Source organism: Salinimicrobium catena, assembly GCF_900102915.1.
In the GTDB taxonomy this organism is placed as follows: Bacteria; Bacteroidota; Bacteroidia; order Flavobacteriales; family Flavobacteriaceae; genus Salinimicrobium; species Salinimicrobium catena.
The window spans coordinates 134,029-152,429 of record NZ_FNGG01000005.1 but is presented as its reverse complement, the minus strand read 5'-3'; the positions used below and the strand labels follow the sequence as shown (position 1 = coordinate 152,429).

The 18,401-nt window shown below is 44.8% G+C and carries 19 protein-coding genes; 8 read left to right on the top strand and 11 right to left on the bottom strand.

The genetic code is table 11. From position 1 onward, the window contains the following. Window positions 1-21 precede the first annotated feature (21 nt). Window positions 22-480 (bottom strand): pantetheine-phosphate adenylyltransferase, encoded by a 459-nt coding sequence (gene coaD, locus BLS64_RS11415; protein WP_093113547.1) that lies wholly within the window; start codon window positions 478-480, stop codon window positions 22-24. 49 nt (window positions 481-529) lie between these two features. Continuing rightward, entirely contained in the window at window positions 530-1,507 is a 978-nt protein-coding gene (locus BLS64_RS11410; protein WP_093113548.1) for a D-alanine--D-alanine ligase, read from the bottom strand. Window positions 1,508-1,608: 101 nt separating this feature from the next. Here BLS64_RS11410 and BLS64_RS11405 point away from each other — a divergent pair, with 101 nt between their 5' ends. The 5 genes from BLS64_RS11405 to BLS64_RS11385 all read left to right on the top strand — a co-directional run bounded on the left by BLS64_RS11405 (window position 1,609) and on the right by BLS64_RS11385 (window position 8,615). Continuing rightward, entirely contained in the window at window positions 1,609-2,244 is a 636-nt protein-coding gene (locus BLS64_RS11405; RefSeq protein WP_093113549.1) for a PASTA domain-containing protein, read from the top strand. Continuing rightward, window positions 2,225-3,286, top strand: coding sequence for an RluA family pseudouridine synthase (locus BLS64_RS11400; protein ID WP_093113550.1), 1,062 nt, complete (start codon window positions 2,225-2,227; stop codon window positions 3,284-3,286). Before BLS64_RS11405 ends, BLS64_RS11400 begins: the two co-directional genes overlap by 20 nt. 119 nt (window positions 3,287-3,405) lie before the next feature. Next, window positions 3,406-4,167: a peroxide stress protein YaaA gene (gene yaaA / locus BLS64_RS11395; RefSeq protein WP_093113551.1), complete on the top strand. Its 762-nt coding sequence runs from the start codon at window positions 3,406-3,408 to the stop codon at window positions 4,165-4,167. A 131-nt stretch (window positions 4,168-4,298) separates the two neighbouring features. Beyond that, window positions 4,299-7,751 carry a pyruvate carboxylase gene (locus BLS64_RS11390; protein ID WP_093113552.1) on the top strand — a complete coding sequence of 1,151 codons (3,453 nt, stop codon included), beginning with the start codon at window positions 4,299-4,301 and terminating at the stop codon, window positions 7,749-7,751. Window positions 7,752-7,955: 204 nt separating this feature from the next. Beyond that, a complete protein-coding gene (locus BLS64_RS11385; RefSeq protein ID WP_093113553.1) occupies window positions 7,956-8,615 on the top strand; it encodes a uracil-DNA glycosylase family protein in 660 nt (219 codons plus the stop codon). On the opposite strand, the gene BLS64_RS11380 is transcribed toward BLS64_RS11385, so the two are convergent. The 9 genes from BLS64_RS11380 to BLS64_RS11345 all read right to left on the bottom strand — a co-directional run bounded on the left by BLS64_RS11380 (window position 8,612) and on the right by BLS64_RS11345 (window position 15,492). Next, window positions 8,612-8,746 (bottom strand): 30S ribosomal protein THX, encoded by a 135-nt coding sequence (locus tag BLS64_RS11380; protein ID WP_093113554.1) that lies wholly within the window; start codon window positions 8,744-8,746, stop codon window positions 8,612-8,614. The two genes, BLS64_RS11385 and BLS64_RS11380, sit on opposite strands and share 4 nt — an antisense overlap. Then, window positions 8,746-8,904: a hypothetical protein gene (locus BLS64_RS15235; protein WP_176763473.1), complete on the bottom strand. Its 159-nt coding sequence runs from the start codon at window positions 8,902-8,904 to the stop codon at window positions 8,746-8,748. Before BLS64_RS15235 ends, BLS64_RS11380 begins: the two co-directional genes overlap by 1 nt. 82 nt (window positions 8,905-8,986) lie before the next feature. Beyond that, entirely contained in the window at window positions 8,987-9,754 is a 768-nt protein-coding gene (gene trpA / locus BLS64_RS11375) for a tryptophan synthase subunit alpha (RefSeq protein ID WP_093113555.1), read from the bottom strand. Between the two features lie 53 nt (window positions 9,755-9,807). Continuing rightward, window positions 9,808-10,989: a tryptophan synthase subunit beta gene (gene trpB, locus BLS64_RS11370; RefSeq protein WP_093113556.1), complete on the bottom strand. Its 1,182-nt coding sequence runs from the start codon at window positions 10,987-10,989 to the stop codon at window positions 9,808-9,810. A 4-nt stretch (window positions 10,990-10,993) separates the two neighbouring features. Further along, window positions 10,994-11,626 (bottom strand): phosphoribosylanthranilate isomerase, encoded by a 633-nt coding sequence (locus tag BLS64_RS11365; RefSeq protein WP_093113671.1) that lies wholly within the window; start codon window positions 11,624-11,626, stop codon window positions 10,994-10,996. Window positions 11,627-11,655: 29 nt separating this feature from the next. After that, entirely contained in the window at window positions 11,656-12,441 is a 786-nt protein-coding gene (gene trpC, locus BLS64_RS11360) for an indole-3-glycerol phosphate synthase TrpC (protein ID WP_093113557.1), read from the bottom strand. 11 nt (window positions 12,442-12,452) lie between these two features. Further along, a complete protein-coding gene (gene trpD / locus BLS64_RS11355) occupies window positions 12,453-13,448 on the bottom strand; it encodes an anthranilate phosphoribosyltransferase (protein WP_093113558.1) in 996 nt (331 codons plus the stop codon). Next, window positions 13,445-14,077 (bottom strand): anthranilate synthase component II, encoded by a 633-nt coding sequence (locus BLS64_RS11350; RefSeq protein ID WP_093113559.1) that lies wholly within the window; start codon window positions 14,075-14,077, stop codon window positions 13,445-13,447. Before BLS64_RS11350 ends, trpD begins: the two co-directional genes overlap by 4 nt. Before the next feature lie 20 nt (window positions 14,078-14,097). Next, window positions 14,098-15,492: an anthranilate synthase component I family protein gene (locus BLS64_RS11345; RefSeq protein ID WP_093113560.1), complete on the bottom strand. Its 1,395-nt coding sequence runs from the start codon at window positions 15,490-15,492 to the stop codon at window positions 14,098-14,100. 283 nt (window positions 15,493-15,775) lie between these two features. On the opposite strand from BLS64_RS11345, the gene BLS64_RS11340 reads away from it, so the two are divergent. The 3 genes from BLS64_RS11340 (at window position 15,776) to BLS64_RS11330 (ending at window position 18,388) form a co-directional block, all read left to right on the top strand. Continuing rightward, complete coding sequence (locus BLS64_RS11340; RefSeq protein ID WP_093113561.1) at window positions 15,776-16,087, top strand: rhodanese-like domain-containing protein; 312 nt, start codon at window positions 15,776-15,778, stop codon at window positions 16,085-16,087. A 265-nt stretch (window positions 16,088-16,352) separates the two neighbouring features. Beyond that, complete coding sequence (locus tag BLS64_RS11335; RefSeq protein WP_093113672.1) at window positions 16,353-17,579, top strand: S8 family peptidase; 1,227 nt, start codon at window positions 16,353-16,355, stop codon at window positions 17,577-17,579. A 116-nt stretch (window positions 17,580-17,695) separates the two neighbouring features. Beyond that, window positions 17,696-18,388 carry an aspartate/glutamate racemase family protein gene (locus tag BLS64_RS11330; RefSeq protein ID WP_093113562.1) on the top strand — a complete coding sequence of 231 codons (693 nt, stop codon included), beginning with the start codon at window positions 17,696-17,698 and terminating at the stop codon, window positions 18,386-18,388. The last annotated feature ends 13 nt before the right edge of the window (window positions 18,389-18,401 follow it).

Sequence of the window (18,401 nt, the reverse complement as noted above, 5' to 3'; positions counted from 1 at the left end):
TAGAATAAAAAGTTCGATAATCTACTCTTTCTTCCACACTGCCTTAGGCACCATGAAATTGTAATCGCCGTTATTGCGGATCACGTCACGAACAACGGTTGAAGAAATATGACTTTTTCCGGAAGAAGTAATGAAGAAAAGGGTTTCTATTCCTGAAATCTTGAAATTCGTCTGACCGATCACCTTTTCGAAGTCAAAATCCGTGGAACTTCGCAGGCCGCGCAGAATGAAATCGGCGTTCTGTTCTTTGCAGAAATCCACCGTCATGCCGGTGTAGGTCATCACCTTGATCTTGGGCTCGTCTTTGAAGGTCTCTTCCAGGAAACGCACACGATCTTCCAGTGAGAACATGTAATTTTTATCGGCATTGACTCCTATGGCTAAAATGATCTCGTCAAAAAGAGGCAATCCGCGTTCAATGATGTCCACATGTCCTAAAGTCACCGGATCAAAAGAGCCCGGAAAAACAGCTTTTTTCATACCTTTTATTTTGTTCCTGCAGTTCTAAAGTAATGATTTTCCTGTGAATTCAGCTGCGGGTAGCTGCTTCTATGGCGTTCCCGAAAAGTTCTTCAAGAGAGATACCAGCTGCTGCTGCCTGTTGTGGCAGGATGCTCGCCTCGCTCAACCCCGGGTTGGTGTTCATCTCGATGAAATGAGGTTCTCCATTATGGAAAATGAATTCTGATCTTGAAAAACCTTTCATCTTCAGCTTTTTATAGATCAGTTTCGCAATTTCCTGTACCCTTTGGGTCTGCTCTTCGGAAATCCTCGCAGGAGTGATCTCCTGGGATTTTCCGAGGTATTTAGCTTCGTAGTCAAAAAACTCATTTTCAGAAACTATTTCGGTTACAGGCAAGGCGGTGATCTCGCCTTTATACATGATCACACCCACTGAAACTTCGGTGCCGTCAAGGAAAGATTCAATGATCACCTCGTCATCTTCCTTAAAAGCGAATTTTGTCGCCCGAATAATGTCTTCCTTTTTCTTCACTTTGGTGATCCCAAAACTGCTTCCGGCCTTGTTGGCCTTTACAAAACAGGGTAAGCCTACCTTTTCCACGATCTCATCGGGTTCCACTTCGTCTCCTTTGTTGAGGAAATAGTTCACTGCCGTTTTTATTCCGTAGGGCTTAAGGACACTGATGAGGTCCCTCTTATTGAAGGTCAATGCCGACTGGTAAAAATCACAGGATGTCTGCGGAATGTCGAGCAATTCCAGGTAAGCCTGAAGTAGTCCGTTCTCGCCGGGAGTACCGTGAATGGTATTGAAAACGCAGTCAAAGGTGATCAGTTTTCCGTCTATGGTGACCGTGAAATTGCTACGGTTGATAGGGTAGGGCGTGTCATTTTCACCTATCACGAACCATTCTTTCTGCAGGATATGAACCCGGTACGGGTTGTATTTTTCGCGGTCAAGATTCTTGTACACCACGTTACCACTGTTAATGGAAATGCGGTACTCACTGGAATAGCCACCCATGGCTATGGCGACATTTTTCTTCATACTCGAATATTGGCAGTTTATTTGCGTTAACAAAAGTAGGACTATTAAATGAATGTCTGCAAAATCACCTGTTTTTATATCTTTGTTTTTTATTTGAAACTATGACTTTCCTCAAATTTATCTTTAGCAAAACCTTTTTGATACAACTGGTTTTGGCAGCCCTTGCCCTGGTATTGATCACTTTTGTGATCCTTGAATGGCTGGAGCATTCCACCAATCAGGACCAGAGAATTACGGTTCCCAATCTGGCACGACTTTCGCTTGATAAGGTTGACCAGCAACTGGCTGAGCTGGACCTGAGACGGGAGATCCTTGACTCTGCCAATTACAATCCTGACTATCCTCCGTATTCGGTGATCGATCAGGTGCCGCTTCCGGGGAAATTCGTTAAAGAGAACAGAAAGATCTATTTGACGCTGAACCCTTCGGGATACCGAAAAGTGGAAATTCCGGAGAATCTTATCCGAAGGACAAGAAGACAGGTAGAACCCACATTGAAGTCACTTGGATTTGAAATTGGTTCGATCACGTATAAGCCCGATGTGGCCAAAGATGCCGTGCTGGAACTTAGGTATAAAGGCGAAAAGCTGGAACCGGGAGATAAATTGATGAAAACTTCAAAAATTGACCTGGTTTTGGGTGACGGCTCCGGAAGATACGGGATGGAAGATGAAGAGGAAAAAACAGCCGAAGAAGAAATATTAGACGACCTGGAGAATGAAGAATTTGACTTCTGAGAATACTAATCCTGAACTGGATGAGAATGATGATGAGCTGTATGAGCATCACCGGTTTGTAGCCGATAAAGGCCAGCAACCGCTGAGGGTGGACAAGTTCCTCATGAACTACATTGAAAAAGCGACCCGTAACAAGATACAAACGGCCGCTAAAGAAGGGAACATCCATGTCAACGAGGTTCCCGTAAAACAGAATTACAAGGTAAAACCGGGAGATGTGGTGCAGGTGCTTTTTGAGCATCCGCCATACGAATTCCTGTTGACTCCCGAAGATATTCCGCTTGACATCGTGCATGAGGATGACGCCCTGCTAGTGGTGAACAAACCTGCAGGTATGGTAGTGCATCCGGGACACGGGAACTACAGCGGAACCCTGATCAACGCCCTGGTGTACCATTTTGACAACCTTCCGCAGAACAGCAGTGAACGGCCGGGACTGGTGCACCGTATAGATAAGGATACCAGCGGACTCCTCGTGATCGCCAAGACCGAACGGGCCATGACGCACCTCTCAAAACAATTTTTTAAAAAGAGCAGTGAACGCGAGTATGTGGCTATAGTTTGGGGAAATGTCGAGGAAGACGAAGGAACTATTGAAGGCAATATTGGCAGGCACCCAAAGAACAGGCTGCAGAACACCGTTTACCTGGGAGATGATGAAGATAAAGGGAAACCGGCTGTGACCCATTTTAAGGTGATCGAAAGGCTGGGATATGTTACCCTTGTTTCCTGTAAGCTGGAAACCGGAAGAACGCACCAGATAAGGGTGCACATGAAACATATTGGCCATACCCTGTTCAATGACGAACGTTATGGTGGCGATAAGATCCTGAAGGGAACCACTTTTACAAAATATAAGCAGTTCGTGGAGAACTGTTTCAAGGTGCTGCCAAGGCAGGCACTGCACGCCAAAACCCTTGGGTTTAAACATCCTGTTAGCGGGGAGTGGATGAGCTTTGATACTCCAATTCCCGAGGATATGGAGCAGTGTATCGAGAAATGGCGCAGTTATGCTAAAAATCAGAAGGAGTTCATCGATTAAATAAGCTTTTTCAATAGCATTATCAAAAGGAAAAAAGAATCCCGGCAGGAAAACCTTCCGGGATTTTATATTTTAGAGCAGCATTTTAGACCAATAAATTTCTTCGGAAAGATCAGAATATGAAAATAGTTATTTCCCCCGCCAAAACTTTAGATTACGAAACCAAGCTACCCACCTCAAGAGGCACCCAGCCTGAGTTCCTGGAGACCGCAGCTACCGTTAACCGGAAACTGGCCAGGATGTCCAAAAAGGAAATTTCAGAATTAATGGGCATCAGTGATAAGCTGGCCGATCTCAATTACACCCGATACCACGAATTTGAAGCAGAACACAACAAGCAGAATTCCCGCCCCGCGGTGTACGCATTCAACGGCGATGTTTATACGGGATTGGAGGCTTATACCATTCCGGTTGAAAAACTGGATTTTCTGCAGGATTCCCTGCGGATCCTTTCGGGCTACTACGGAATCCTGAGACCGCTGGATCTTATTCAGCCATATCGTTTGGAAATGGGCACCTCACTTTCGGTAAGCCGCAAAAAAGATCTGTATGACCTGTGGCAGGAAAAAGTGACCGGCTATCTCAACAAAGAATTAGCTGATGAGGAACTGTTCGTTAACCTGGCCAGTAACGAGTATTTTAAAGCCATAAATACCAAAAAGCTTAAGGTCCCTGTGATCACTCCGGTATTCAAGGATTATAAGAACGGAAAGCTCAAGATCATCAGCTTCTTCGCAAAGAAAGCACGAGGTTCTATGGTGAGATATATAGTAGATACCGAAGCCAATTCCGTTGAGGACCTCAAGGGTTTTGATTACGACGGTTACCGTTACAGCGAGGAAGAAAGCGTTAAAAATAACGAGCTGGTTTTCACGCGCTAAGCAGCAGCGGGTTTATTGTTAAAGTATTTCAAAAAGCGGTGTCTCACCGCTTTTTTCTTTTTAATTTCTGAACAATTGCTTCTTCGGGAGAGGGAGAAAATTTAACCAATCATAAAAAGCATTTTTCAGAAATGGACATAAAGAAGGTACTAGTAGCGAACAGAGGAGAGATTGCCATAAGGATTTTTAGAGCCTGCACAGAGATAGGCTTACGCACCGTGGGGATCTACACTTTTGAAGACCGCTATTCCCTGCACCGCTATAAAGCCGACGAATCTTACCAGATAGGTGCCGACAATGAGCCTTTGAAGCCTTACCTGGACATAGACGCTATCATCAAGATCGCTAAAAAGAATAATGTGGATGCCATTCACCCGGGATATGGTTTCCTTTCAGAAAACGCTGAATTCGCTCAAAAATGTGAGGAGAACGATATCATCTTTATCGGCCCTAAGGTTTCGGTGTTGAGATCGCTTGGTGACAAGGTGAAGGCGAAAGAAGTGGCGGTAGAGAAAAAAGTGCCAGTCATTCAAAGCAATGAAAAAGAGCTCACTTCCGTAGAAATAGCGCTTGAAGAAGCTAAAAACATAGGTTACCCCGTGATGCTGAAAGCTGCGTCTGGGGGAGGTGGCCGTGGAATGCGGGTGATAAGAAGTGAGGAGGAGCTAAAAAGCGGCTTTAACGAATCCCGAAGGGAAGCCAAAAATGCCTTTGGGGACGATACGGTTTTCCTGGAGAAATTCGTGGAAGATCCCAAGCATATAGAGATACAGATAGTGGCCGATAATCACGGGAACATGGTGCATCTTTTTGAGCGCGATTGTTCAGTTCAACGCCGTTACCAAAAAGTTATCGAATTCGCACCTTCTCAAGGCCTGGACGAAAAGATCAAACAGAACCTCTACAAGTATGCGCTTGACATTTGTGAGGCCGTAAATTATAACAACATTGGAACCGTAGAGTTCCTGGTAGATAAGAACGGCGAGATCTTTTTCATTGAAGTGAATCCCAGGATCCAGGTAGAGCACACGGTGACAGAGATCATAACGAATATTGACCTGGTCAAAACTCAGATCTTTATTGCCGGAGGTTATAAACTGTCAGATAAACAGATCAAGATCGATAGCCAGGAAAGCCTGGAAACGAATGGCTATGCTCTGCAGTGTCGCATCACTACCGAAGACCCCACTAACGATTTTAAACCAGACTACGGTACCATCACCACCTATAGAAGTGCCTCCGGATTCGGGATCAGGCTCGATGCGGGCAGTATCTATCAGGGGGTGACCGTTTCGCCTTTCTTTGATTCCATGCTGGTGAAGGTTTCTGCCAGCAGCCGTACCCTTGACGGGGCCTGCAGAAAGATGCGGCGGGCTCTGGCTGAGTTCAGGATTCGGGGAGTGATGACGAACATCGGATTTTTGGATAACATTCTTTCCAACCAGACCTTCAGAAATGGAGAGGTCACGGTGAATTTTATCAAAGACCATCCTGAACTGTTCGAGTTCAAAAAGACCCGCAACCGGGCGACCAAAATGGTGAAATTTCTGGGTGACGTCATCGTGAACGGTAATGATGACGTCAAAAATGCAGAAAAAAAGACCGATTTTATAAAGCCGGTCATTCCCACTTTTCCTGAAGACAACGGATATCCAAAAGGAACCAAGGACCTGTTGACGGAATACGGACCCGATAAGTTCTCGCGCTGGCTGAGACATGAAGGCAAGGTGCATTACACCGATACCACCATGCGCGATGCGCACCAGAGTCTGCTGGCCACAAGGATGCGTACTACAGATATGCTCAAGGTAGCTGAAGGTTTTGCTCGCAATCACCCGGAAGTCTTCAGTATGGAAGTTTGGGGCGGGGCGACCTTTGACGTTTGTATGCGTTTCCTGAAGGAAAATCCGTGGGAAAGACTAAGAAGACTGCGCGAGGCCATGCCCAATATCCTTATGCAGATGCTGCTGAGAGGTTCTAACGGAGTGGGTTACACGGCTTATCCCGATAATCTTATAGAAAAGTTCGTGGAGAAATCCTGGGAGAACGGGATCGATGTGTTCCGGATTTTCGACAGCCTTAACTGGATGGAATCTATCGCGCCCTGTATCGAATATGTTCGAAAAAAGACCGATGGCCTCGCGGAAGGTACTATTTGCTACACCGGTGATATCATGGATCCGCAGGAGAACAAATACAACCTGGAATATTACATTCAGCTGGGCAAAGACATTGAAAACGCGGGAGCTCATATTCTCGGAATAAAGGATATGGCAGGAATCCTTAAGCCCGATGCCGCTTTTGAGCTGGTGTCTGCGCTGAAGTCCCGCATCAATATTCCTATTCATCTGCACACCCACGACACTTCCTCTATTCAGGCTGCTACCTACCTAAAGGCGGTGGAGGCCGGAGTAGACGTGATAGACCTGGCGCTGGGAGGGCTTTCCGGCCTTACCTCGCAGCCTAATTTCAATTCGGTAGTGGAAATGCTGAGGTTTCACAACCGCGGAAGGCTTCTCAATACCGATAAACTGAATGAATACTCCCAGTATTGGGAAGCGGTGAGAAAATATTATTATCCCTTCGAATCGGGCCTCAAGGCCGGAACCGGAGAGGTTTATAAACATGAAATTCCCGGCGGGCAGTATTCCAATTTGAAACCTCAGGCAGAATCTCTTGGACTTTCTGACCGGTTTCATGAGATCACCGAAATGTATTCCAAGGTAAACGAGCTTTTTGGAGATATCATCAAAGTAACCCCGAGTTCAAAAGTGGTGGGGGATATGGCGCAGTACCTGGTAAGCAACAATCTCTCCATTGAAGATGTTCTGGAAAAAGGGGAGGAGCTGTCCTTTCCGCAGTCGGTAAAAAGCTTCTTTAGGGGAGATCTTGGTCAGCCGCCCGGAGGATTCCCTGAAAAGATCCAGAAGATCGTTCTAAAGGATGAGGAGCCGTATACCGACAGGCCCAATGCACATCTTGATCCTATAGACTTTGAAGCTGAATATGCCGAGTTCGAAAAGGTCTTCAGCGAAGGTATGGGCAGGGAGCTCGATATCACCGATTTTCTCTCGTATAAATTGTACCCGAAAGTCTTTACCGATGCCTATAACCACCAGGTTACTTATGGCAGTGTGATCAATATTCCCACCAAAAATTTCTTCTACGGAATGGAACCGGGAGAAGAGATCATCGTGGAGCTGGACAAGGGAAAAACCTTGTTGATCCAATTCCTCTCTGTGGGAGCCGCCAATGAAGACGGCATGGCCAAGGTTTTCTTTAAAGTTAACGGACAGACCCGTGCTGTGGAGGTGAAAGATGAATCGGTGAAGGTAGAGAAGGTGGTACATCAAAAAGTGGACAAGGAAGATAAGAAACAGGTAGGGGCTCCTTTACAGGGTGCTTTGTCAAATATACAGGTCAAACCGGGAGACAAGGTTGAAAAGAACCAGCCCTTGTTCGTTATAGAAGCCATGAAAATGGAAACTACCATTACAGCCAACCTTTCCGGCGAGGTAGATAAGATCGTGCTCAAGGAAGGCGATATGGTCTATGCAGATGACCTGGTAGTGGTAATGAAGTAGATGTGAGACTTGAGATGTGAGATGGGAGATGTGAGATGTGAGAAAATCGAAGTGCAATCACAAAAATCAAACATCAAGCTCCGAGAACCATTTAGCTTGAACCTTGAACCTTGAACCTTGAATCTTGTATTTGGAATTTTGAATTTTGAATTTCCGCGCAGTGGCTCAAATTTTGTAATAACATAAAAAATTGTCTGTTAATCTATGTTTCACCATACCCATCCCTACAGCCCGTTCATTCCTGAAAATGCTACAAAACTTATCGTGGGCACTTTGCCTCCGCCACGGTTCACATCCCGTGAATTAAGAGAAGGGGATGTGGATTTTTGCTACGGAAGCCGTGACGGATTACTGTGGCAGGTAATTGACCGGGTTTTTGATCTTGATCTTTCCTTTGAAACCACTGAAGAAGCGGTTAAGGAAAGAAAGCAGTTCCTTAGAAACAAAGGCATAGGGATATGTGATACGGTAGAGAGTTGCCGAAGGGAAAAGATCGACGCCTCAGATCTGGGAATGCAGGAGGTGGAACTCCGCGATCTCATCTCCATTTTAAAAAGGCATGAAAAGATCGACACCTTGCTTTTTACCGGCGGGAATAGTAAGAATGGTCCTGAATTCTTTTTCAGGAGACACTTAAAAGAGTACGGCCTTAGTCTTAAAGTGGTTTCCAACCAGGTGCCGCGTGTTCACCAGTTCGTTCTTGACGGGAGGGCCATCAATACGGTATCTTTGACCGCACCTTCGGGATCTGCTAACCGAGCGATTGGAAGTATGCAGCTTTACAAGGACCTAAAAAAACAAAACCCTGAATTCAATACGATTGACTTCAGGGTCTTGCAGTACCGTCAGTTCCTTGAGAACTAAACGGGTTCTTTTTCAAGAGGATTTTTTGTCTTTTTAGGACTCACCTTAAATTTTTTTCTTCTCGGGCGCAATTTTCCATAACTGTTGATGGAAATTTTTCCTCTTTTGGTCTTTTTATCACCTTTTCCCATTACTTTTTGTTTTTCTGGTCTTTGATCCTTGGTTCATCAATATCAAAATCATTGGTTTCAATATCTCTGTTCCCAATCTCACCGCTTAATGGGTCATTGTCGCTACGTCTTCTGCGTTGTCTGTCTTTCTTTTTTTTATTGTCTTCTATAATTCCCATAACATTCGTTTTTTAGATTCTCTTCAAGATACAAAAAACAGGTTGTTGGCTATATTAAATCCTTGTTATAAGAAGGTTAAAGTCAGCGGATTATGCGGGTGAAGCCGGCGATATTCCTGGTTCCGTGCTTCGTAAGATGCTTGATGAACGCACTGCCAATGATAGCCCCTTTCGTGTTCGCGGTTGCCTGCTCAAAAGTTTCTGCATCCTTTATTCCAAAACCAACAATAAGAGGCGCGTTTAATCCCATTTTTGACACCCGCTCAAAATAAGCTTTTTGTTCAGGGCCAAAACCACCTGTGCCGCCGGTAACGCTGGCGCTGCTTACCATATAGATGAAGCCTTCTGAAGCTGAATCGATGGCCCTTATCCTTTCTTCGGAAGTTTGCGGGGTGATCAAAAATACCGGCAGCAGATCATATTTTCTGAAGATCTCTTTATACTGAAGCAAATATTCCTCTACCGGAAGATCGGGGATGATCAGCCCATCTATACCAGTTTCTTTACACTTCTGGCAGAACTTTTCTACTCCAAACTGAAGGATAGGATTAAAATAGCCCATTATAAGCAAAGGAATGGAAACCGCTTTACGGATGTCCTTTAGTTGTTCAAAAAGCCTTTGAGTGGTCATTCCGTTCTTTAAAGCTACCTGAGAACTTTCCTGTATTGTAGGCCCATCGGCTAAAGGATCGCTAAAGGGGAGGCCGATCTCTATCATGTCGACCCCGCTTTTCTCCAGGTCCTCGATAATGGGTACGGTATTTTCAGGCTGCGGATAACCTGCAGTAAAGTAGATGGAAAGCAATTTTTTCTGTGGGTCTTCCTGCAGCTTTTGTTTTATTCTATTCATAGTTTCAAAATTCAGGCCTAACAGGTTTCTAAAACCTGTTAGGTCTAGAGGTTTTAAAGGTTGAAATGTTCAATGTAAGTGTTCAGATCTTTATCCCCGCGACCGGAAAGGTTTACCACGACCACATCATCTTCTTTGAATCTTCGGGTTTCAAATATGGCCAGGGCATGCGCGGTTTCAATTGCGGGGATGATCCCCTCCAGTTTGGAAAGTTCAAGCCCGGCTGCCATGGCTTCGGCATCGGTGACCGAAATAAATTCTCCCCGGCCTGTTTTAAAGAGGTTGGCATGCATGGGACCTACTCCGGGATAATCGAGTCCTGCCGAAATGGAATAAGGTTCGGTGATCTGCCCGTCCTGGGTCTGCATCAGCAAGGTCTTGCTGCCGTGAATGATGCCTTCCTTTCCAAGAGCAGAGGTAGCCGCGCTTTTTCCGCTCAGGACACCTTCCCCCGCGGCTTCCACCGCGATGATGCCCACCTTTTCATTGTTGAGGTAATGGTAGTATAAACCTGCCGCGTTGCTTCCGCCGCCAACACAGGCAACCACAAAATCGGGATCTTCCCGGCCTTCCTTTTCCAGAAGTTGTTTTTTAACCTCTTCTGAAATTACGCTTTGGAACCTTGCCACCATATCTGGGTAAGGGTGCGGCCCCACCACCGAGCCTATGATGTAATGCGTGTCCATCGGATTATTGATCCAGTCGCGAATGGCTTCATTGGTGGCATCTTTTAGGGTTTTGCTGCCCGATCTTGCGGGGATCACCGTCGCTCCGAGCATTTTCATTCGAGCCACGTTGGGTGCCTGTCTTGCGATATCGATCTCTCCCATGTAGACGATGCATTCCAGACCCATAAGGGCACAGACGGTCGCGGTGGCCACCCCGTGCTGCCCGGCACCGGTCTCGGCAATGATGCGGCTCTTGCCCAGCCTTTTTGCCATAAGGATCTGCCCAATGGTATTGTTCACCTTATGTGCCCCGGTATGGCAAAGATCCTCCCGCTTCAAATAGATCTTTGTATTGTAATTTTTGCTGAAACGTTCTGCATAATATAATGGTGTTGGCCGGCCCACATAATCCTTCAGCAGTTGGTTAAATTCCTTCTGAAAAGACTCTTCCTGCATGATGTTGAGGTAATTCTTTCTCAATTCCTCCACGTTGGGGTAGAGCATTTCGGGAATGAACGCTCCGCCAAAATCGCCGTAATATCCTTTTTCGTTTACCTGGTAGTTCATTGTTCTATTTTTGTTCTACTGAAAAAAGTTCCTTCTTAAAATTCCTTAGTTTATCTGCATTTTTAAGCCCCGGTGCATTTTCGAATCTGCTATTCACATCTACCCCGTAGAAGACGTTTTGCTTCCCCTCATTTTGAAAGTATTTATAGAGATTTTTGATCGCCGGCACCTCATCAGGGCCAATTCCGCCGCTCAGGAAAAATGGGGTAGTGGATGAATAATCTTTTAATACTTTCCAATTGAAGGCAATTCCGTTGCCGCCATGCTGCCTGCCTTTGGTGTCAAAAAGGAAAAGGTCTACATGTTCTTCAAAATCTTTTAAAAGCTGAAAATCGAAGGCTTCTTTTATGCTGAAGACCTTAATGATCTGCGGAAATATTCCTGCGTCTTTTTTGAGCCGGCTGCAGAAGTCAGCGCTTTCTCCACCATGTAACTGTACGGCTGAAAGTCCGAATTTTTTTACCTTTTCCAGGATATACTCTTCCGAAGCATTTACAAAAACCCCCACCTTTTTAATTTCCTGTCCTGGATTTCCAATGTCTTCACTTACGAACCTGGGAGAACCTTCATAGAAGATCAAGCCAAAGTAATCTGGCCGTAACAAGGAAACCTGCTGAATATTTTCAGGTTCTCTCATGCCGCAAATCTTTAATTTCAGGTCCATTGTTATCCTTTAAGTTCTTTAATGAATTCTGCAGCGCTTTTTCCGGGATCATTTGTAGCCATGAAGTTGCCCCCGATCAAAAAGCCCTGAAAACCAGATTTTTGAAGTTCCTTGATAGCGACTGTTTCGCTAATGCCGCTTTCGGAGATCTTAACATACTCAGCGGGGATCTTTTCTGCGAGGTTCTTGCTGTTTTCAAGGTCAATTTCAAAGGTTTTTAGATTTCGGTTATTCACTCCTATCATGTCCAGGTTCGGCATCAAAGATCTTTCCAGTTCCTCTTCATTATGCACTTCCAGCAACACCTCCAGCCCGAGTTTCTTAGCCGTTTTTGCGAATCTAGCTATCTGATTTCGATTTAGAATAGCGGCGATCAACAGGATCACATCGGCCCCGGCGGCCTTGGCTTCATAGATCTGGTATTCGTCGATGATAAAATCCTTCCGCAGCAAGGGGAGGTTTACAGCTTCCCGCGCCTGCATGAGATCGTCCAGGCTGCCCCCGAAGAACTCTTCATCGGTAAGCACAGAAATTCCTGCAGCACCGGCTTTTGCATAGCCTAAGGCGATCTTTTCAACTTCAGCCTCCAGATTTATTTCGGGATGAGAAGGAGAACGTCTTTTAAATTCAGCTATGATGCCGGTAGAGAATTGCTGTAACCTTTCCTTTAAGGAAATACATTTCCGCTTAAAATGGGGTAAAAGTTCAAGCGCTTCCAATGGCACTTCTTCTTTGCTCTCTGCTACTTCGACGCGTTTATGGGCTGCTATTTTCTCTAAAATATTCATTTCTTTCGTTTTTATACCTGACTCAACTGTTGAAGCTTTTTAAAACTCTTTAAAGCTTTTCCTGAAAGCAGCGATTCTTTGGCCTTTTCAAAACCTGCTGCCGGAGAAATTCCTGAAGCCGTGTGGACTGCTATGCCCGCGTTGGCGCAAACCACATTGTTCTGGGCTTCGGTTCCCTTACCTTCCAAAACATTCATGAAAACAGTCGCGGCTGATTTAACCGTACTTCCGCCGGAAATATCTTCTGCACTGATCTGCTTCACCCCAAGATCTTCAGGTTTTAGGACTCCTTCCGAAGAATTGGAAATGAATTTGGTGTTTCCGGTCAGCGAGATCTCATCATAGCCGTCAAGGGAATGTAAAATAGTGAATTCTTTATCTGTCTTTTGATAAAGGTAACCGTACATTCTGGCCAGCTCCAGGTTGAACACCCCTACCACCTGCTTTTTAGGAAACGCCGGATTCACCATTGGGCCCAGCATGTTGAAAAAGGTTTTTACTGCCAAAGATTTCCTGATGGGAGCCACTTTTTTCATCGCCGGGTGAAACAAGGCTGCATGCAGAAAACAAATGCCCGCTTCATCCATGCTCTTTTCTAGAAAGTCCTTGTCACTACTGAATTTAATTCCAAGGTATTCCATCACATTGGAGCTGCCGCAGCCAGAGGAAACGCCATAATTACCGTGCTTGGCAACCGGAATTCCTGCGCCGGCCGTTACGAAGGAGGCCAGGGTGGAAATATTGAAAGTGTCCTTGCCGTCTCCCCCTGTACCGCAGAGATCAATGGGATCATACTGTTGCAGGTCTACTGGCAGGCAAAGCTCCAGCAAGGCGTCCCTGAAGCCTTCCAGTTCATGCAGGGTGATGCTGCGCATCATGTAGACGGTTAAAAATGCAGCGATCTGGCTGTCGTTGTATTCACCTTTCGAAATGCTGATCAATACCCGCTTCGCTTCCTCTTTGCTGATGGTCTCGTGGGAAATGAGCCTGTTTAGTAATTCCTTCATACCTCTTCCTTTTGATCCAGAATTTCTTCAGTTTTATTTAATTCGGCCTTCACCCAATTCCTGATGATCTGTTTACCCTGCGGGGTCAGCACAGATTCAGGATGAAATTGCACTCCCCGCACATCATAATACCGATGGCGGAGGGACATTACCTGGCCGTTCTCATCATAAGATGTGGCTTCAAGACAATCGGGAAGCTTCATGTCTACCACCCAGGAGTGGTAACGGCCTACTTCAAGTTCCTCATCGAGATCGTTGAACAGCACTTCGTCTGCCACGCAGAGTTTTATTTTGGAAGAAACCCCGTGATAAACCTGGGTGAGATTGATGATCTTGCCGCCAAATACTTCCCCTATTGCCTGCTGCCCCAAACATACTCCTAAAATGCTCTTTTTGGGAGCGTAAGTCGAGATGATCTTTTTCAGCAGACCGGCTTCATCGGGAATGCCGGGGCCGGGGGAGAGGAGGACCTTATCATAATCTTCCACCTCTTCCAGGTCAAGTTCATTATTGCGGCGCACTGTGACTTCACAATCCAGCTCTTCCAGGTAATGCACCAGGTTGTAAACAAACGAATCGTAGTTGTCTATAACCAGTATTTTTACTTTTTTATGAGTCTTTTTTTCCATATTCTGTTCAAAAAGAGAAATTAAATTTCTTCTGCTATTTCAAGAGCCTTTGTCAGGGCTCCGAGTTTATTATACACTTCCTGTAATTCGTTCTTTTCATTTGAAACGGCAACGATCCCGGCTCCCGCCTGGTAATGCAACCTATGGTTCTTGCTTAAAAAAGAGCGGATCATGATGGCATGGTTAAAATTGCCGTTAAAATCCATGAATCCTATAGCGCCCCCGTAGAAATCACGATTCACGTTCTCAAATTTTTCGATCAGCTCCATCGCCTTATGTTTGGGTGCTCCGCTCAAGGTACCTGCCGGAAAGGTGTCGGCCACCATTTGCATGGTAGAGGTTCCTTCTTTTTTCTTTGCTGTGACCTTGCTTACCAGGTGGATCACATGTGAAAAGAACTGAATTTCCTTATATTTTTCAACCTGTATGTTACTTCCATGCCTGCTGAGGTCATTGCGGGCAAGATCTACCAGCATCACGTGCTCTGAATTTTCTTTCTCGTCTGCCGCGAGGTCTTTCGCGCTCTGGGCGTCAAGTTCATCATTCCCGGTACGCTTAAAAGTGCCGGCAATGGGATGTATCTCTGCCTTGTCATTCTTTACCACCAGTTGCGCTTCGGGCGAACTGCCAAATATCCTGAAGTCGCCATAATCAAAATAAAAAAGATGCGGCGAAGGATTCACACTGCGCAGGGCCCGGTATACATTGAATTCATCTCCTTTAAAAGCCTGTGAAAATCGTCGGGATAAAACCATTTGAAAAACATCACCCCGCTGAAGATGCTCTTTTGCCTGCCGAACCTTTTCCATATATCCTTCATCTGTCTCGTTGGAAATCGGTGAACCTTCCGAAGAAAAAGGATAGGACGAGAAATTCTTCACTTTGATCAACTGCTCCAGGCGGTCCAGGTTGCTTTCTGAATCACAGCTGTGGTCAAAGATGTATGCCTCGTTCTTGAAATGGTTGATGGCAATGATGTTTTGATAAACGGCATAATACATTTCGGGGATCTCCAGGTCGCCGGGCTTTTTGCTGATGCTGATGTTCTCAAAATACCGTACGCCGTCATAGGCAATGTAGCCGAAAAGCCCCTGATTGATAAAATCAAAATGTGGCCCGTTAGAACTGAATTTCTGAGAAAATTCCCTGATCACTTCCGGAACGTTAACGGTAGGATCAATAGGGATATCGGATCCTGTACCGTCAGGAAAATTCTGAACGATGCGTTCATTTTGAACTTTTATAGAGGCAATAGGATTACAGCATATATAGGAGAAGCTGTTCTCATTGCCATGATAATCACTGCTCTCCAGCAGGAGGCTATTGGGAAACCTATCCCTTATCCTTAGGTAGACGCTCACCGGGGTAAAAGTATCGGCCAGCAACTTTTTATAAGTGGTATGAAGTTGAAACATATTGTTCTAAAATCTTTAAATAAAAAAAGGCTTGTCGTGATGACAAGCCTTAGTATATGATTACAGGAGGTGTTGCTCACGACGATCGACGTAAGTGCTTCCACCACCAGTTATTTGCAAAATTGAATTTCATTTGAGGACAAATATATGCGGGAAAATCTTTAAAACAAATTTTTTTGGCAGAGTTTATGACTTGTTTTTTTGCCACGCCTTGTTTGGAGTTCATGTTTGCTATATTTGCGGGGCAAACTTTAAAATCATTAATTCTAAATAGAACCAAGTCATGAAAGAATTATCTCAGGAAGAATGGAGAGAGCAGGTCGAAAAAGACGGCAATGCAGTGATCCTTGACGTAAGAACCAAAGAAGAAGTAGACGAAGGATACATACCTGAAGCAAAGAACCTGGACATTTACAAAGGCCGCGAGTTTGTGGAAGAAATAGAAAAGCTGGATAAAAGCAAGAATTATTATGTGTACTGCCGTTCGGGAGCCCGTAGTGCCCAGGCTTGTACCCTAATGGACCAAATGGGTTTCAATAAGACTTTCAACCTTATTGGCGGATTTTCACAGTGGCAGGGACCAAAATCCGAATAATTTTATAATTTTATTAACAGCTTAAAAAGGGCAGTTGATCCATTTGGATCTTCTGCCCTTTTTTATTCCCGAATTAGCAGCAGGCACAGGAGATGAGTGCAGATTTACCCGGTTTTTCAACAGCGCGTTGATACCTTTAAAATGGCAAAATTTTCTTGTTAAAAATTGTAAAAAGTTGATTCTCTTTCTGTTAAAAAATTTGGTTTTATGGTTATATGGTATAGATTCGGAAAATCTTTTAACATTAACCATTAAAATTTTCTTTATGAAATTAAAATTAACTTCTACATTTTGGGTAATGGCTTTTGCCTTACTAGTGTTCGCTTCCTGTTCAAAAGATGAAGCAACAACAGAAACCAGTCCTGCAAATCCTGAAGCAGCTCAGGCTTTTTCTGAACCTATTCCCGGTCAGTACATTGTAGTATACAAAGAATCTGGCAAACTTCAGGGAGATCATCAATTGAACAAATCTGCAGTACGAACCAAAACTCAGAACTTATTATCTGAAAACCTGATCAGCGATGCGGAGATCCTACAGGTCTACAGTGCAGCTTTATCTGGTGTAACTGTGAGAATGACCAAAGACCAGGTGGCAAAGTTGCGTAACAGCAGCGATATTGCCTACATCGAGCAAGACCGCGTTTTAACTCTTGCGCCACCTTGTGGAACACCTAACGGAGGACCTTGTGATGATCCAGGTGATGGTGATGGCGGAAGCGGTAGCCAGGAGACTCCTTACGGAATTGCCCGTGTAAACGGTGGGGTTTCTTACACCGGAAGTGGTGTTGCCTGGGTGATAGACACCGGAATTGATCTTGATCATGCCGATCTGAATGTAGATGCTTCAAGAGGTTACAATGCCTTCACCTCTGGAAAAGACTCTAAGTCTTTAGATGATGGTAATGGTCATGGTACTCATGTTGCCGGTACTATTGCCGCTATCAATAATGATATTGGAGTTATTGGAGTTGCGGCAGGAGCGACTGTAATTCCTGTAAAAGTACTTGACAGCAGAGGAAGCGGATCCTACTCCGGAGTGATCAATGGAGTTGATCACGTGGCTGCCAATGGTAGCAGTGGAGATGTTGCCAACATGAGTCTGGGAGGACCTGTATCTGATGCCCTTGATACTGCTGTGAAAAATGCAGCGTCAAAAGGAATCAAATTCTCATTAGCCGCAGGGAATGATTCAGATGATGCTAACAATTATTCTCCAGCCCGGGCGAATGGAACAAATATCGTGACAATTTCTGCTATGGATAGCAGTGATTATTTTGCTTCTTTCTCTAACTTCGGAAACCCACCTGTAGATTACTGTGCTCCTGGAGTTTCTATTAAATCTACTTGGAAAGACGGAGGTTACAATACCATTAGTGGTACCTCTATGGCTGCACCACATGCTGCCGGTGTACTCTTGTTAGGAAATGCCTCTACTGATGGTACCGTGAACGGAGATCCTGACGGAAGTGCCGATGCTATCATAGTACATTAAGATTAGTAAAATATGATGAAAAGCACCCTTTTTGGGTGCTTTTTTTATGGCTGAAGCTGATATTCATCACAAAAGTCGGTCAAGATTCTCCATAACTTTAGAGAAAATATCAAGATATGCAAACCATTGGTCTTATTGGAGGTACTTCGTGGCATTCCACCATAGTTTATTACCGTCTCATCAATGAACTGGCGGGTAAAAAAATAGGGACACAAGCCAATCCTCCGCTCATCATTTACAGCCTTAACATAGAGTTGATGCGGGAACAGGACAAGCAAAAGATCAACCGCGCTTACCTGCACATTGCCCGAAAACTGGAAGTGGCAGGGGCCAAGGCTCTAGTCATTTGCGCGAATACCCCTCATATGGTATATGATTTTGTACAACCCAAAATTTCTATTCCAATTCTGCATATTGCCGATGCGGTTGGGAAAAAGGCCCGGGAAGAAGATCTTTCCCTGCTGGGGTTACTGGGTAACAGGCCAACCATGACAGGTGGTTTCATACAGAACAGGTTAGAGCAGAAATTTGGGATCAAGACCCTTATACCGGACGAGGAATATCTGGATAGCGCTCATAATTTTGTGTCTAATGAACTTACCCAGGGAAAATTTACCGAAACAGCCCGCTCTTTCTTTCTTGATCAAATGCAGTTGCTGAAGGAAAAAGGTGCACAGGGCATCATTTTAGGATGTACAGAATTACCCTTGCTTATTGAGCAGGATGATTTTGATCTGCCTTTAATTCCTACCACTCATTTACACGCTCAAATGGCAGTAGATTTTATTCTTGAAGAGATCAAGGTTTAGGTTTTTCATTAAT